This is a genomic window from Pseudomonas sediminis, from assembly GCF_002741105.1.
GTDB classification, from domain to species: domain Bacteria; phylum Pseudomonadota; class Gammaproteobacteria; order Pseudomonadales; family Pseudomonadaceae; genus Aquipseudomonas; species Aquipseudomonas sediminis.
In genome coordinates, this window is the sequence record NZ_NIQU01000001.1 from 1,114,780 (window position 1) to 1,130,393 (window position 15,614).

Here is a 15,614-nt window from a genome sequence, read left to right on the forward strand (position 1 = left end):
AAAAATACATATTCAGCATTCTACCCATGCCTTTCACTTATGCATGAACCATGAACCTCCATCACCTGAAGGTCTTCCTTGCCGTAGCAGAGGCCGGCAGCATTAGCGCTGGCGCCGAGCGCCTGCACATCAGCCAGCCGGCGGTGACCCGGGAAATTCGCGACCTCGAAGCCAACCTCGACCTGCGCCTGTTCGACCGCCTGCCGCGCGGCGTGCAACTGACCGAGGGCGGTCTGCGCCTGCTCGACTACGCCCAGCGCATCTTCAGCCTGGAACGCGCCGCCGAACGCGACCTGCGGGACTTCGCCCAACTGGAACAAGGCGAACTGCACCTGGGCGCCAGCGCCACCCTCGGTTCCTACCTGTTGCCGCCCCTGCTCACCCGCTTCCGCGCCCTGCATCCGCAGATATTCGTCAGCCTCGACGTGAGCAACACCGACGCCGTCACCCGGCAACTGGACGAAGGCCACATCAGCCTGGGCTTCGTCGAAGGCCCATTCGTCCGCACCGACTACGCCCATCGCCTGCTGGCGCGCGACGCCCTGCTGCCGGTGGTTGCGCCGCACCATCCGCTGGCCGCCAGCCAGACGCTCGCCGCCGAGAAACTGCAGGATTACCCGCTGTACATGCGCGAGCCGGGCTCCGGCGCGCGCGTCAGCGTCGAGCAGGCCTACCGCGTGCACGGCCTCGAACCACGTGCCGGCATGGCCATCGGCAGCACCGAGGCGCTCAAGCGTCTGCTCGCTGACGGCCAGGGCATTGCCTGGCTGTCGCAGCGAGTGGTGGAGCGCGAACTGGCCAGCGGCGAACTGCGCCATCTGCCGGTACAGGACCTGCAGATCGAGCGCGAGCTGCATGTGCTGTGGCGCCTAGGTGCCAGCCTGAGCCCGGCACCCGCGGCTTTCCTGGCGTTGACTCAAACGTCGGAGTAACAGCAATACCAATATCAAAACTTTTTGATATTGGTATTGCTGCATAAAAAATGACCGACTAGACTGCGCCACCATGACCCTACGCGCCCCCCAGTTGGAATTCGACCCCTGCGACGAGCTCGCCGCCCTGTGCAAGGCCGGCGGCGATCCGCTGCGCCTGAACGTGCTGCGCGCCCTGAGCAACGATTCGTTCGGTGTGCTGGAGCTGGCGCAAATCTTCGCCATCGGCCAGTCGGGCATGAGCCATCACCTCAAGGTACTGGCCCAGGCCGGGCTGGTGGCCACGCGCCGCGAAGGCAACGCGATTTTCTATCGCCGCGCCCTGCCCAATGGCCGCTTGCATGCCGCCCTGCTGGACGATATCGACGAACTGCCGCTGCCCGGCGATGTACAGGCACGCATCGCCACCGTTCACCAGCAGCGCGCCACCGTCAGTCGCGATTTCTTCGCACGCATGGCCAGCAACTTCCAGGCCCAGCAGGACCTGATCGCCGGCCTGCCGCAGTACCGCGACAGCCTGCTGGCGCTGCTCGATGCCCTGCAATTCGCCCCCAGCGCCAGCGCGCTGGAAATCGGCCCGGGCGATGGCGCCTTCCTGCCCGAACTGGCGCGGCGCTTCGCCCAAGTCACGGCACTGGACAACAGCCCGGCTATGCTCGAACTGGCCAGCCAGCGCTGCGCCGCTGAAAGCCTGCATAACGTCGAGCTGAAACTGGCCGATGCGCTGCAGGACGCGCCAGTCACGGCCGATTGCGTGGTACTGAACATGGTGCTGCACCACTTCGCCACCCCGGCCGAGGCCTTTCGCAAGCTGGCTGGCCTGGTCGCACCCGGCGGTAGCCTGCTGCTCAGCGAACTGTGCAGCCACGACCAGAGCTGGGCGCGCGAAGCGTGCGGCGACCTCTGGCTCGGCTTCGAACAGGAAGACCTGGCGCGCTGGGCGACGGCCGCCGGCCTGACGCCTGGCGAAAGCCTCTACATAGGCCTGAAAAACGGCTTTCAGATTCAATTACGGCACTTTGCCAAACCCGATGCGCACAGCGCCTTCAGCCTCCGGCAAGAAAGGAACCGATAGATGAGCGAATATTCCCTGTTTACCTCCGAGTCCGTGTCCGAAGGGCATCCGGACAAGATCGCCGACCAGATATCCGATGCGGTGCTCGACGCCATCATCACCCAGGACAAACACGCCCGCGTGGCCGTGGAAACCCTGGTCAAGACCGGTGTGGCCATCGTTGCCGGTGAAGTCACCACCAGCGCCTGGGTCGACCTGGAGCAGATCGTTCGCGACGTGATCTGCGACATCGGCTACACCAGCAGCGACGTCGGCTTCGACGGCGCCACCTGTGGCGTGCTCAACATCATCGGCAAGCAGTCCCCGGACATCAACCAGGGCGTCGACCGCGCCAAGCCGGAAGATCAGGGCGCAGGCGACCAGGGCCTGATGTTCGGTTATGCCAGCAATGAAACCGACGTGCTGATGCCGGCGCCGATCTGCTTCTCGCACCGCCTGGTCGAGCGTCAGGCCGAAGCGCGCAAGTCCGGCCTGCTGCCGTGGCTACGCCCGGATGCCAAATCCCAGGTCACCTGCCGCTACGAGAACGGCAAGGTCGCAGCCATCGACGCGGTGGTGCTGTCCACCCAGCACAACCCGGAAGTGAAATACGACGACCTGCGCGAAGGCGTGATGGAGCTGATCGTCAAGCACGTGCTGCCGGCCGAACTGCTGCACAAGGACACCCAGTTCCACATCAACCCGACCGGCCAGTTCATCATCGGCGGCCCGGTGGGCGACTGCGGCCTGACCGGGCGCAAGATCATCGTCGACAGCTACGGCGGCATGGCCCGTCACGGCGGTGGCGCGTTCTCCGGCAAGGACCCATCCAAGGTCGACCGCTCCGCTGCCTACGCCGGCCGCTATGTGGCCAAGAACATCGTCGCCGCCGGCCTGGCCGAGCGTTGCGAGATCCAGGTGTCCTACGCCATCGGCGTGGCCCAGCCGACCTCCATCTCGATCAACACCTTCGGCACCCACAAGATCGCTGAAGAGAAGATCATCAAACTGGTGCGTGACGTGTTCGACCTGCGCCCGTACGCCATCACCAAGATGCTCGACCTGTTGCACCCGATGTACCAGGACACCGCAGCTTACGGCCACTTCGGCCGCACGCCGCAGTCCAGAACCGTTGGCGACGACAGCTTCACCACCTTCACCTGGGAACGCACCGACAAGGCTGCCGACCTGCGCGCCGCCGCTGGCCTGTAAGCCCGCAGCGCTACGCGAAAACAAAAAACCGATGCCGGCAACGGCATCGGTTTTTTCATGCCTGCAGATCGCAGCGGCTTACCAGCTCACCTCGATACTGCTGGCCTGCGTGGTGCCCTGCACATTGCTCATGCGCAAGGGCAAGCCGGCGAACTTGCCTGAGGCGATGATCCACTGCTGCCAGGTAGTTTTCGGCACCATGGCGCCCTCGGTCGAGAACTCCATCTTGCAGGTATCGAAGGCGCCGAACTCCGTCTCGATGCGTTCACGCCCTCGGTACGTCACTGTGTTGGTCAGTTTCATGGCGAAGGGCTCCGCCCCTGGCTGCACCGTGATCGCGTCGAAGCTGACCGAATGGGTCTGGTCCTGGGGCAAATCCGCAGGCACGGAAAAGCTCGGCTGGTTATAGCTTTCATTGATGGCCGGCTGGGTCATCACACTTCCATACCAATGGACGACGCCATCGACGACATTGCCGTAGGCGTCCGCCACCGTTCCCACGCTGTTCTCGGTATGAGTGCGATAAGCACTCTGCCCACGATAGTCGGCCAGCTCTGCAACCGTATTGACGTCGCGCTGGCCGTCGGTGGTGATCGTCCAGGTATTGTCGACCGTACGTAGAGCGGGCACATCGAGACAGGCCGCACTGCCGCCATTGGATGCTGCCACTGCTGGAGATGCCTCGGCAGGCGCGGCAACCGCTTCCTCGCTGACAGCGTCGGCCTTTGCGACTTGCTTGTCAGCGCTTTCACCACAACCGATCAGCATGGCCATGGCCAGCAGCGGAGTGACTCGCTTGGTAAAACGCATATCCTGCATATGAACGTCCCTCTGAATGAACGAGTTCCTTACCAACCCTGAGCGGGCCGCCGTCGAACAGGGTAGTAGACATGGCCCGCGCCTTACCGTGCCCTGATCATGTTTGCGCATCTACACCAGCCTGGTGAGCAGCCCACACTGGTCTAGACTACCCAGTATCTCGACTTGGTACTGCAATCACAGGCCCAGGCCACTCGACCAATCGGAGCAAGGATGCTCAACATGAAGCGCTGGATCGCTCTGCTGCTTTTCCCCCTCACCGCCCAGGCCAGCCCCTGCCCCGACTGGCCCTCCAGTCGCGCCAATTCCGAGCTCACCGCGCTCAGCCTGCAAATAGCCGAATGGGACGACGCCTACCACAATCACGGCCGCTCGCTAGTGGCCGATGAAATCTATGACCAGGCACGCGAGCGCCTGCAATCCTGGCATCAGTGCTTCCCGACTGCCCATGCGGCATTGGCGGACCCGCTGGCTGGCAGCAGCGGAACGATCGCCCATCCGGTGCCGCAGACGGGACTGCGCAAACTGAACGACGCGGCAGTGGCCGAATGGATCAACAGCCGCGACGATCTGTGGATTCAGCCCAAGGTCGACGGCGTTGCGATCACCCTGGTCTATCGAAACGGCTCATTACAACAAGCCATCAGCCGCGGCGATGGGCGCCATGGGCAAGACTGGACGGCCCGTGCCAGACAGCTACCGGCCATCCCCACGCGCCTGCAACAGCCACTCGATGCAGTGCTGCAAGGCGAGCTTTACTGGCGCCTGGACGACCACGTGCAGGGTCGCGACGGAGGTGCTGGAGCCCGTGGCAAGGTGGCAGGTCTGATGGCGCGACAAACGCTCGAACCGCAACAGCTCGATGCCATCGGCCTGTTCGTCTGGGATTGGCCGGATGGCCCGGCGAACATGCCAGAGCGCCTGCATACCCTGCAGAAACTGGGTTTCGCCGACAGCCTGCACTACACCAAGCCCCTGCAAAACGCCAAGGAAGCCCACAGGTGGCGCCAGCGCTGGTTCGATCAGCCGCAGCCATTTGCCAGCGATGGTGTGGTCCTGCGTCAGGGCATGCGGCCACCCGGCGCGCGCTGGCAGGCAGAAGCGCCGCACTGGGCGATTGCCTGGAAATACCCGGCCGCCCAGGCGCTGGCCGTGGTGCAGGCGGTGGATTTCAGTATCGGCCGCACTGGGCGCATCACGCCGATCCTGCGCTTGCAGCCGGTCGATCTCGACGAGCGGCGCATCAGCCGGGTCGCGCTCGGCTCGCTGCAAGCCTGGGAAGAGCTGGACATTCGCCCCGGCGATCAGGTGGCGATACGCCTGGCTGGCCTGACCATACCGCGCCTCGAACAGGTGATCTGGCGCAGCCAGGAGCGCGCAGCGGTGCAGGCACCTGACCCTAATCGATACCATGCCATGAGTTGCTGGCGACTCAGCGACGAGTGCCAGCAACAGTTCCAGGCACGCCTGAACTGGCTCGCCGGCAAACAGGGGCTGAACTTGCCCGGCGTGGGACCAGGCACCTGGAGCACGTTACTGGCGGGGCAGAAACTGCATGGCCTGCTCGATTGGCTGGAATTCGACAGCGAACACCTGCAACAACTGCCAGGTATCGGTCCACGGCGCGCCTCGCAGTTGCAGCAGGCCTTCGCCCAGGCCCAGCGGCGCTCACTGCAACAATGGCTGCAGGCCCTCGGCGCACCACCTGGTATCCAGATAGGCGCGGAGGATGACTGGGCCACGCTACTGGGCCGCAGCCACGCCGACTGGATGCAGCAACCCGGCGTGAGCCAGAAGAGCGCAGAGCGCCTGTTGGCGTTCTTCAGCCACCCCGAGGTTCAGCGCCTGGGCACGCAATTGCAGGAGGCCGGCACCGTCGGTTTCCTGCCGCAGGAAAACTCTCCGCGCGGTTGACCCAGGTCAGCAGATGACTCACTCGGGTCGAACCTCGCGCGGTAACCAGGGTCACTTCGAAGTAGACCTACACGAGGACAGACCATGATTCGTCAAACCGCTTTGCTCGGCCTGTTGCTGGCCGCCAATCTCAACGTCACGCCCATCCTCGCTGCGGAAGGCGACGGTGGCTGTGCGGCCAAGCGCCAGGTCATCGAAGAAAAGATCGAGGCCGCGCGCAAGAACGGTAACACGCAGCAACTGGATGGATTACAAAGGGCGCTAGGCAATGTGGAAATGAATTGCGACGACGCCACCCTGCACAGTGATCGCCTGGCCAGCGTCAAGGAAGCCCGTGAGGAAGTGCAGGAGCGCGAGATGGATCTGCGCGAAGCCATGGGCAAGGGCGATCAGGAAAAGATCGCCAAGCGTCAGGCCAAATTGGCCGAGGCGCGCGCCGAACTGGAACAGGCCGAGGCCGAAGCGCGCGCCGATCAGTAAGCGCGAAACGCCTTGTGGCAGGCCTCGCAACTGTCCTCGACGGCCTGCACTGCCGGCTCCAGCGCGGAGCGGCGTAGCGGCGGCGCGGTCGTCGCCTGAACCAGTGAGACGGTGGCCTGCTCCAGCTCACGCGCCATCTTCTGGAATTGCTCCTGGCGCTGCCAGACCTCTGGATTGGCCTTGCTGCGCTCGTCGTCACGTACCTGCGGAAAGTGCTGCCAGGGCTCGTGCGACAGACGCTCGAGCTCGGCTGCCCCGCTGATGAATGCGGCTTCGTCGTAGGGAATACGATTGCGCAACATACCACCGAGGTCTTCGCTGACCTTGAGCATCTCCTTGAACGCGGCTTGGCGCTTGCCCAACGGCGAGTCGGGGTCGACCCCACCACAAGCAGCCAGGGTCAGGCAGACGCAGGTGAGCAGCAGGAGTTTCTTCAAGGTCATCGACACGACTTCCAGGCGACAAGGGGCCGTCAGTATCGCGGCTAGCCCCGGTCGGGCCAAGCGACCTCTTGTCACAACGGATGCCTTTCCTACCCGGCAGTCAGCCGGTGTTCAGCTAGCGGACACCACGAACAACGCCGCAATCAGCCCCATCCCGGCGAACCACACCAGCGAGCGAACAGGACCCCAGTCGGCCAGGTAGCAGATGAAATACAGCACACGGCTGACGATGAATGCCATGGCCAACTGGTCGAGCAGCGCTTGCTCGGCGCCACCGGCCTGGTGCGCGATGATCACTGCGGCGGCGAACGCCGGAGTCACCTCGAAGCCATTGAGCTGGGCGTTGTTGGCGCGCTTGCGCCAACCCTCCAGCGTGCCCAGGAAGGCGCGCGGGTCTTGATTGGCGCGCGGCCCGTAGCCGGGGCCAAGAAACTTGGCAGTGGCAGTGCCCAGGTAGGGCAGAAAGATGGCGATCAGTACGCACCAGTAGGCAAGGGTCATGGTGTGGCTTCACTCGAAAGGTCGGGAAGCCAAGCCTGAGCGAGCGCCCCGTTACCGTCCATGGCCGCACCCGCCAATGATGCCGGCGCTTCGGCCAAGCCGGCAGCCATCCGCGCCAGCGGCGCTCAGTCCGTGAAGCGATCTCTGGCGTAGGTGATCGCGCTCTTGCCGTGCGGCTGCGGCTGACCGTCCTCGCCCAGATTGACGAACACCAGCTTGTCGATGGTCAGGATGCTCTTGCGGGTTACCTTGTTGCGCACTTCGCAGCGCAGGGTAATGGAGGTGCGGCCGAACTCGGTAGCAGTGATGCCCAGCTCGATGATGTCGCTCTGACGCGCCGAACTGACGAAGTTGATCTCGGAAATGAATTTGGTCACCACGCGCTGATTGTCGAGCTGGACGATGGCGTAGATCGCTGCTTCTTCATCGATCCATTTCAGCAGGCTGCCGCCGAACAGAGTGCCGTTGGGGTTGAGATCCTCGGGCTTGATCCACTTGCGAGTATGGAAATTCATGCAGTGTCCTCCGTGCCAGATTGGGCGCCCATGATGCGCCCGCAGCGCTGCGCTTGTCGTTGCATCGCTGGCTATGACAATCATAGCCAGGCAAATGCGACGGAAAGCCTTGGGCTGCGCCGCACACACGGCTATAATTTGCCGGTTTCACGCAACCGGCACCGCTCCGGTTGTGCCCGCCACCTGTCCGAGGGGCGCTGCAGCAGCCTGAAAGATCTGTTTCGAATCCCCAAGCCCTGCATTGCAACAATGCTTCGCGGCAGATTCGAATCAGCCTTCCAGACTGTCAGGCTCGGATGGGGCGTTAACCATACGCATCAACGGCGCCCATTCGCAGACAACGAATGGAGTGCTATTGCATGTCTTTCAATGATTTCAAAGTCGCCGACATTTCCCTGGCCGATTGGGGCCGCAAAGAGCTGATCATCGCCGAGTCCGAGATGCCGGCACTGATGGGCCTGCGCCGCAAGTACGCCGCCAGCCAACCGCTGAAAGGCGCGAAGATCCTCGGCTGCATCCACATGACCATCCAGACCGGCGTGCTGATCGAGACGCTCACCGCCCTGGGCGCCGAAGTGCGCTGGTCGTCGTGCAACATCTTCTCCACCCAGGATCAGGCCGCTGCCGCCATCGCCGCCGCCGGCATCCCGGTATTCGCCTGGAAGGGCGAGACCGAAGAAGAGTACGAGTGGTGCATCGAGCAGACCATCCTCAAGGACGGCCAGCCGTGGGACGCCAACATGGTGCTGGACGACGGCGGTGACCTGACCGAGATCCTGCACAAGAAATACCCGCAGATGCTCGAGCGCATCCACGGCGTCACCGAAGAGACCACCACCGGTGTGCATCGCCTGCTCGACATGCTCAAGGCCGGCACACTGAAAGTCCCGGCGATCAACGTCAACGACGCCGTGACCAAGAGCAAGAACGACAACAAGTACGGTTGCCGCCACAGCCTCAACGACGCCATCAAGCGCGGCACCGACCACCTGCTGTCGGGCAAGCAGGCGCTGGTTATCGGCTACGGTGACGTGGGTAAGGGCTCGGCGCAGTCGCTGCGTCAGGAAGGCATGATCGTCAAGGTTTCCGAAATCGACCCGATCTGCGCCATGCAGGCATGCATGGATGGCTTCGAGCTGGTTTCGCCGTACATCGACGGCATCAACGACGGCACCGAGGCCAGCGTTGACGCTGCGCTGCTGGGCAAGATCGACCTGATCGTTACCACCACCGGTAACGTCAACGTCTGCGACGCCGGCATGCTCAAGGCCCTGAAGAAGCGCGCCGTGGTGTGCAACATCGGTCACTTCGACAACGAGATCGACACCGCCTTCATGCGCAAGAACTGGGCGTGGGAAGAGGTCAAGCCGCAGGTGCACAAGATTCACCGCACCGGTGCCGGCAGCTTCGATCCGACCAACGACGACTACCTGATCCTGCTGGCCGAAGGCCGTCTGGTGAACCTGGGCAACGCCACTGGCCATCCGAGCCGCATCATGGACGGCTCCTTCGCCAACCAGGTGCTGGCGCAGATCTTCCTGTTCGAGCAGAAGTTCGCTGATCTGTCCGCCGAGAAGAAGGCCGAGCGCCTGACCGTCGAAGTGCTGCCGAAGAAGCTCGACGAAGAAGTCGCCCTGGAAATGGTCAAGGGCTTCGGCGGCGTGGTCACTCAACTGACCAAGCAGCAGGCCGAGTACATTGGCGTGACCGTGGAAGGTCCGTTCAAGCCGGACGCTTACCGCTACTAATGCGTAGGGTGGATAAGCCCCTGGCTTATCCACCGCCGACTTCCAGCAAGGTGGATGGGTAAACGCCATCCACCCTAAGTCTCCAAGGCTAGAAACCCTATGAGCCAACAACGCCGCTACAGCTTCGAGTTCTTCCCTACCAAGACCGAAGCCGGGCATGAAAAACTGATGGATGTGGCGCGCCAGCTGGCGACCTACAACCCCGATTTCTTCTCCTGCACCTATGGCGCCGGCGGTTCGACCCGCGACCGTACCGTCAATACCGTGCTGCAACTCGATGGCGAGATCAAGGTACCCACCGCACCGCACCTGTCCTGCGTGGGCGACAGCAAAGCAGAGCTGCGCGAGCTGCTGAACCTGTACAAGGATGCCGGCATCAAGCGCATCGTTGCCCTGCGCGGCGACCTGCCGTCGGGTATGGGCATGGCCAGCGGTGAGCTGCGCTACGCCAATGAACTGGTCGAGTTCATCCGCACTGAAACCGGTGATCACTTCCACATCGAAATTGCCGCCTACCCGGAGATGCATCCGCAGGCACGCAACCTCGAGGACGATATCGCCAACTTCGTGCGCAAGGCCAAGGCCGGTGCCGACAGTGCCATCACCCAATACTTCTTCAACGCCGACAGTTACTTCTACTTCGTCGAGCGCGTGCAGAAACTGGGCGTGGACATTCCAGTGGTGCCAGGCATCATGCCGATCACCAACTACAGCAAGCTGGCGCGCTTCTCCGACGCCTGCGGCGCTGAAATCCCACGCTGGGTTCGCAAGCAGCTGGAAGCCTACGGCGACGATGCCGACAGCATTCGCGTCTTCGGCGAACAGGTCATCACCGAGATGTGCGAACGTCTGCTGCAAGGCGGCGCGCCCGGCCTGCACTTCTACAGCATGAACCTGGCCGGGCCCAGCCTGTCCATTTGGAACAATCTCAAGCTGCCGCGCTAACAGGCCGCTTACTCACAGGCTGCCCACCCTGGGCAGCCTGCCCGCTCCACCCTCCCGCCTTGCCGCCGAAGGATCGCCCCTCATGCTCAAACGCACCACGATCAACGCCTCCGTCAGCCCCAAGGGCAGCCTGGAAACCCTCTCCCAGCGCGAAGTGCAGCAACTGCGCGAGACCGGCTCGGGCAGCGTCTACCGCCTGTTCCGCCAGTGCGCCCTGGCGATCCTCAATACCGGTTCGCACAGCGACAACGCCAAGACCATCCTCGAAGCCTACCCGGACTTCGAAGTGAAGATTCACCAGCAGGATCGCGGCATCCGTCTGGAGCTGATCAACGCCCCGGCCGACGCCTTCGTCGATGGCGAGATGATCGCCAGCACCCGCGAGATGCTGTTCAGCGCCCTGCGCGACATCGTCTTCACGCAAAGCGAGCTGGAGCACAAGCGCATCGACCTGGACAGCTCCGAAGGCATCACCGATTACGTCTTCCACCTGCTGCGCAACGCACAGACCCTGCGCAGCGGCGTCGAGCCGAAGATGGTGGTGTGCTGGGGCGGCCATTCGATCAGCACCGAGGAATACAAATACACCAAGAAGGTCGGTCACGAGCTGGGCCTGCGCGGCCTGGACATCTGCACCGGCTGCGGCCCAGGCGTGATGAAGGGGCCGATGAAAGGCGCCACCATCAGCCACGCCAAACAGCGCAACCTCACCGGCCGCTACCTGGGCCTGACAGAACCGGGGATCATCGCCGCCGAAGCGCCAAACCCGATCGTCAACGAGCTGGTGATTCTGCCGGATATCGAAAAGCGCCTGGAGGCTTTCGTTCGCGTCGGCCACGGCATCATCATCTTCCCGGGTGGCGCCGGTACTGCCGAAGAATTCCTCTACCTGCTGGGTATCCTCACCCACCCGGACAACCAGGATCTGCCCTTCCCGGTCATTCTTACCGGGCCGAAGAGTGCTGGCCCGTACCTGCAGCAGCTGCATGATTTCATCGGCGCCACCCTGGGCGGAGCTGCGCAGCAGCGCTACAGCATGATCGTCAACGACCCGGCCGAAGTAGCTCGTGAAATGGCCGTCGGCATCAAGGCCGTGCGTCAGTTCCGCCGCGAGCGCAACGACGCCTTCCACTTCAACTGGCTGCTGAAGATCGACGAGAGCTTCCAGCACCCGTTCGAGCCGACCCACGAAGCCATGGCCAGCCTCAACCTCACCCGTGAGCAGCCACTGCATCAGCTGGCTGCCAACCTGCGTCGCGCGTTCTCCGGCATTGTCGCCGGCAACGTCAAGGAGAACGGCATCCGCCTGATCGAGGAGCACGGCCCCTACGAGATTCGCGGCGAAACCACCATCATGCGCCCGCTGGATCGCCTGCTGCAGGCCTTCGTCGAGCAACACCGCATGAAACTGCCGGGTGGCAGCGCTTATGAGCCCTGCTATCGGGTAGTCGACTGAGGCTGCGCAAGACGCACTTTCAAGGCACCTGCAAAATCGCTAACCTGGCGCGATGTCATTATTCCAGCGCCAGATTATCGCCACTCTTTTGCTATGCTGTTGCGCTTTCGCCGCCCGCGGCGAAACGCTGCGCCTGGTCACGGATGCCTGGGCGCCCTATGTCTACGAGGACAACGGCCAAGCCGCAGGCCTCGACTACGAAATAACCCGCGAGGTGCTGCAGCGCCTGGGGGTAACGCTGGACCTGCAATTCCTGCCCTGGAAGCGCTGCCTGCTGGAGCTGGAACTGGGCAATGCGGACGGCATTCTGGATATTTTCCATCTGCCCGAGCGCGAGGCGAGCATGCTCTTCGTCGAAGAGCCGCTGAGTGACGTCGAACTCGTGCTGTTCTACGCACGTAACCGCCCCTACCCCTATGAGAGCCTGGAAGACCTGCGCGACCTGGTGATCGGCATCTCGCCGGGCTACTGGTACAACGACGAAACCTTCCGCAACTCGCCCTTGTTCAGTCGCGAAGAGGCTCCGACTCACGAGGCCAATCTGGGCAAACTGATCCGCCACCGCGTCGACCTGGTCATCAATGACCGTCGCGCCGGCCTCTATCTGACGACGCAGTTGGGCTTGCAACAACAGGTCGATTACAACCGCAAAGCGGTCGGCCATGACCGCATGTACCTGGCGCTGCGTCACGACCCCAAGCTGGCGCGCCTGGCCGCGGGTTTCGCTGCCGAACTGCGCCGTTTCAAACGCGAGCCCGCCTACGCACAGTTACAACTGCGTTACGCCAGCCCTGAACGCTTAAAGCCGTGAACCAACCGACAGGCTGGTAGCTGCGCACGGCCTCAGCTCTGTTATACTCGGATATTCCCGCCAGGCTTGCGCCCGGATGCTAGCTCCCAGAGGCCAGCAGTACCGGACGGGATCACGCCCCCCACGTGTGATTCAAGCCAGGCTCTACACCCCCAGGGCCACGCCCTCACTTAGTACAGGATTGCTCATGTCCTTTGCCTCCCTCGGTCTCTCCGAGGCTCTAGTCCGTGCGGTCGAGTCCGCCGGCTACACCCAGCCCACTCCGGTGCAACAGCGGGCCATTCCCGCCGTGTTGCAAGGTCGCGATCTCATGGTGGCGGCCCAGACGGGTACAGGTAAGACGGGCGGTTTCGCCCTGCCGATCCTCGAGCGCCTGTTTCCGGGCGGTCATCCGGATCGCGAACAACGGCACGGCCCGAAACAACCGCGCGTGCTGGTGCTGACACCCACTCGCGAGCTGGCCGCTCAGGTGCATGACAGCTTCAAGGTCTACGCCCGCGATCTGAAATTCGTCAGCGCCTGCATTTTCGGCGGCGTCGGCATGAACCCGCAGGTCCAGGCCCTGGCCAAGGGCGTCGATGTCCTGGTGGCCTGCCCCGGCCGCCTGCTCGACCTGGCCAATCAGAAAGCCATCGATCTGTCTCACGTCGAAATTCTCGTCCTCGACGAAGCCGACCGCATGCTCGACATGGGCTTCATCCACGACGTCAAGAAGGTGCTGGCCAAACTGCCCGCACAGCGCCAGAACCTACTGTTCTCGGCCACCTTCTCCAAGGACATCACCGACCTGGCCGGTAAGCTGCTGCACAACCCCGAGCGCATCGAGGTCACGCCGCCAAACACCACGGTCGAGCGCATCGAACAGCGCGTGTTCCGCCTGGCTGCCAGCCACAAGCGTGCCCTGCTCGCTCACCTGATCACCCAAGGTGCCTGGGAACAGGTGCTGGTATTCACCCGCACCAAGCACGGAGCCAACCGCCTGGCCGAGTATCTCGACAAGCATGGCCTGCCGGCCGCTGCGATCCATGGCAACAAGAGCCAGAACGCGCGCACCAAGGCCCTGGCCGACTTCAAGGCCAACCAGGTACGCATCCTGGTGGCCACCGATATCGCCGCACGCGGCCTGGATATCGACCAACTGCCGCACGTGGTCAACTTCGAGCTGCCCAACGTCGAGGAAGACTACGTTCACCGTATCGGCCGTACTGGCCGTGCCGGCCGCAGTGGCGAGGCAATCTCGCTGGTCGCTTCGGACGAAGAGAAGCTGCTGAAAAGCATCGAGCGCATGACCAAGCAGAAGATCCCCGATGGCGATCTGATGGGCTTCGACGCTAGCGCTGTGGAAGCGGAGCGTCCGGAAGTGCGCGAGCCGCGCCAACCACGTAATGGCGGCCAGAAGAAGCAGAAGGCCGAAGGCGGCGATAAGCCCAAGGGCGACCGTAATAACGGCGGGCGCAGAGACAAGGGCAAGGATGGCGGCAAGGATCAAAAAGCCAAGCCGCAACAGCAAGGCCAGGGCCAGAACCGCCGTGGCCAGCAGCCTCGCAACCAGAATCGTGGCGCAGCCTCGGCCGTTCCCGCACTGCCGCCTGATCGCGACCCGGAAGAGTTTCTCGACGACGAAATCGACAACTTCGGTAACCGCGCCGATTACGTCCCGGTGCAGAACAAGCCGCAAGGTCGTGGCCGCCGCTCAGGCGGCGGTGCATCTGGCAATGGCGCTGCTCAGGGCCAAGGTCAGAGAGCCAACAGCAACAACAGGCAGCCCCGCGGCAACAATGGCGGTAACCCAGGCAATCCCGGCAAGAATCGCCGTCAAGGTGGCCAGGGTGGTCAAGGCCGCAACGGCGGGGGCCGTGGCCGACAGGCGGATGGTCGCATCACCTCGCTGGACCGCGACGAGCTGCCACGCGCCGAAGCGGCCGTGCGCAACCCGCGCGAGAAGCAGCCGATCATCGTGCACAAGGGCTCGCGACTGGATCGCTTCCCCAGCGCCGAGCAGCTCGACGAGTTGAGCAACAGCACTCGTCCACGTAGCGAGAAGCCGGCACTGCTGACGCGTAACCGCGAAGAGTAAGCTGCCACGCAAACAAAAACGCCACCCCATGGGGTGGCGTTTTTGTTGGTGCGCTGGTTTGTCCGTTACGTAGGGTGCACCGTGCGCACCGATGACTCGCCTCGCTCCTTTTCTTACTGACGTACACCTTCGACCGAAATGATCAGCTCCACGGTTTGCGAAGCCGGGCCGAGATCCATGGAGATATCGAAGTCTTTCAGCGTCAAGGTGGTGGTGCCCTCGAAGCCGGCGCGGTAGCCGCCCCACGGGTCCTTGCCCTCGCCGATGAACTTGGCAGCGATCACCACCGGCTTGGTCACACCGTTCAGGGTCAGGTTGCCGGTCACGTCGGCAGTGCCTTCGCCAGTGGATTTGACCGAAGTGGATTCGAACGTGGCAGTAGCGTGCTTGCTCGCATTGAGGAAGTCGGCACTGCGGATGTGCTTGTCACGTTCAGCATGGTTGGTGTCGACGCTGGCGGTCTTCAAGGTCACGCTGACTTTGCTCGCCTCAGGGTTGGCAGCATCGAAGCTGAACTTGCCGTCGAAGTCCTTGAAGGTGCCGTACAGCCAGCTGTAACCCAGGTGGCTGATCTTGAAATTGACGAAGGCGTGCTGGCCTTGCTTGTCGATGGCGTAGTCAGCCGCCGTGGCCTGGCCGCCGATCAGAGCGGAACCCAGAACCAGTGCAGCGAGGGCGTTCTTCAACATGGGTGTTCTCCTTGCGAG

Annotated in this window: 15 protein-coding genes and 1 riboswitch; of the genes, 10 read left to right on the forward strand and 5 right to left on the reverse strand. The window is 63.1% G+C overall.

Annotated elements, in window-relative coordinates; all coding sequences use genetic code 11:
* Positions 1 to 50: 50 nt before the first annotated feature.
* The 3 genes from CDO35_RS05135 to metK all read left to right on the forward strand — a co-directional run bounded on the left by CDO35_RS05135 (position 51) and on the right by metK (position 3,198).
* Positions 51 to 932: a LysR family transcriptional regulator gene (locus CDO35_RS05135; RefSeq protein WP_099522870.1), complete on the forward strand. Its 882-nt coding sequence runs from the start codon at positions 51 to 53 to the stop codon at positions 930 to 932.
* 73 nt (positions 933 to 1,005) lie between these two features.
* Positions 1,006 to 2,007 carry an ArsR/SmtB family transcription factor gene (locus tag CDO35_RS05140; RefSeq protein ID WP_099522871.1) on the forward strand — a complete coding sequence of 334 codons (1,002 nt, stop codon included), beginning with the start codon at positions 1,006 to 1,008 and terminating at the stop codon, positions 2,005 to 2,007.
* On the forward strand, positions 2,008 to 3,198 hold the full coding sequence (metK, locus tag CDO35_RS05145; protein WP_099522872.1) for a methionine adenosyltransferase: 1,191 nt from the start codon (positions 2,008 to 2,010) through the stop codon (positions 3,196 to 3,198). It abuts the gene before it with no gap.
* Positions 3,199 to 3,276: 78 nt separating this feature from the next.
* Here metK and CDO35_RS05150 read toward each other — a convergent pair whose 3' ends face one another.
* A complete protein-coding gene (locus tag CDO35_RS05150) occupies positions 3,277 to 3,972 on the reverse strand; it encodes a hypothetical protein (RefSeq protein WP_158233720.1) in 696 nt (231 codons plus the stop codon).
* 267 nt (positions 3,973 to 4,239) lie between these two features.
* Here CDO35_RS05150 and ligB point away from each other — a divergent pair, with 267 nt between their 5' ends.
* Positions 4,240 to 5,931 (forward strand): NAD-dependent DNA ligase LigB, encoded by a 1,692-nt coding sequence (gene ligB / locus CDO35_RS05155; RefSeq protein ID WP_099522874.1) that lies wholly within the window; start codon positions 4,240 to 4,242, stop codon positions 5,929 to 5,931.
* Positions 5,932 to 6,015: 84 nt separating this feature from the next.
* On the forward strand, positions 6,016 to 6,411 hold the full coding sequence (locus tag CDO35_RS05160) for a DUF1090 domain-containing protein (RefSeq protein ID WP_099522875.1): 396 nt from the start codon (positions 6,016 to 6,018) through the stop codon (positions 6,409 to 6,411).
* Here the strand turns inward: CDO35_RS05160 and CDO35_RS05165 are convergent.
* From CDO35_RS05165 to CDO35_RS05175, 3 genes are all read right to left on the reverse strand, one after another.
* Entirely contained in the window at positions 6,405 to 6,854 is a 450-nt protein-coding gene (locus tag CDO35_RS05165; protein WP_099522876.1) for a c-type cytochrome, read from the reverse strand. The two genes, CDO35_RS05160 and CDO35_RS05165, sit on opposite strands and share 7 nt — an antisense overlap.
* A 111-nt stretch (positions 6,855 to 6,965) precedes the next feature.
* Positions 6,966 to 7,355, reverse strand: coding sequence for an MAPEG family protein (locus CDO35_RS05170; RefSeq protein WP_099522877.1), 390 nt, complete (start codon positions 7,353 to 7,355; stop codon positions 6,966 to 6,968).
* Between the two features lie 125 nt (positions 7,356 to 7,480).
* Positions 7,481 to 7,870: an acyl-CoA thioesterase gene (locus CDO35_RS05175; protein WP_099522878.1), complete on the reverse strand. Its 390-nt coding sequence runs from the start codon at positions 7,868 to 7,870 to the stop codon at positions 7,481 to 7,483.
* 183 nt (positions 7,871 to 8,053) lie between these two features.
* Positions 8,054 to 8,206, forward strand: a riboswitch (S-adenosyl-L-homocysteine riboswitch).
* Positions 8,207 to 8,229: 23 nt separating this feature from the next.
* On the opposite strand from CDO35_RS05175, the gene ahcY reads away from it, so the two are divergent.
* The 5 genes from ahcY to rhlE2 all read left to right on the forward strand — a co-directional run bounded on the left by ahcY (position 8,230) and on the right by rhlE2 (position 14,907).
* On the forward strand, positions 8,230 to 9,618 hold the full coding sequence (gene ahcY, locus CDO35_RS05180) for an adenosylhomocysteinase (protein ID WP_243699041.1): 1,389 nt from the start codon (positions 8,230 to 8,232) through the stop codon (positions 9,616 to 9,618).
* A gap of 99 nt (positions 9,619 to 9,717) precedes the next feature.
* Complete coding sequence (gene metF / locus CDO35_RS05185; RefSeq protein WP_099522880.1) at positions 9,718 to 10,563, forward strand: methylenetetrahydrofolate reductase [NAD(P)H]; 846 nt, start codon at positions 9,718 to 9,720, stop codon at positions 10,561 to 10,563.
* 82 nt (positions 10,564 to 10,645) lie between these two features.
* Positions 10,646 to 12,019: a nucleotide 5'-monophosphate nucleosidase PpnN gene (gene ppnN, locus CDO35_RS05190; RefSeq protein WP_099522881.1), complete on the forward strand. Its 1,374-nt coding sequence runs from the start codon at positions 10,646 to 10,648 to the stop codon at positions 12,017 to 12,019.
* A 52-nt stretch (positions 12,020 to 12,071) separates the two neighbouring features.
* The gene (locus CDO35_RS05195; RefSeq protein WP_099522882.1) at positions 12,072 to 12,830 is read left to right on the forward strand and encodes a substrate-binding periplasmic protein; all 759 of its coding nucleotides are present in this window, start codon (positions 12,072 to 12,074) and stop codon (positions 12,828 to 12,830) included.
* A gap of 187 nt (positions 12,831 to 13,017) precedes the next feature.
* Positions 13,018 to 14,907, forward strand: a complete 1,890-nt coding sequence (gene rhlE2, locus CDO35_RS05200) for an RNA helicase RhlE2 (protein WP_099522883.1) — start codon at positions 13,018 to 13,020, stop codon at positions 14,905 to 14,907.
* Between the two features lie 113 nt (positions 14,908 to 15,020).
* On the opposite strand, the gene CDO35_RS05205 is transcribed toward rhlE2, so the two are convergent.
* Entirely contained in the window at positions 15,021 to 15,596 is a 576-nt protein-coding gene (locus CDO35_RS05205) for a YceI family protein (protein ID WP_099522884.1), read from the reverse strand.
* Positions 15,597 to 15,614: the final 18 nt, after the last annotated feature.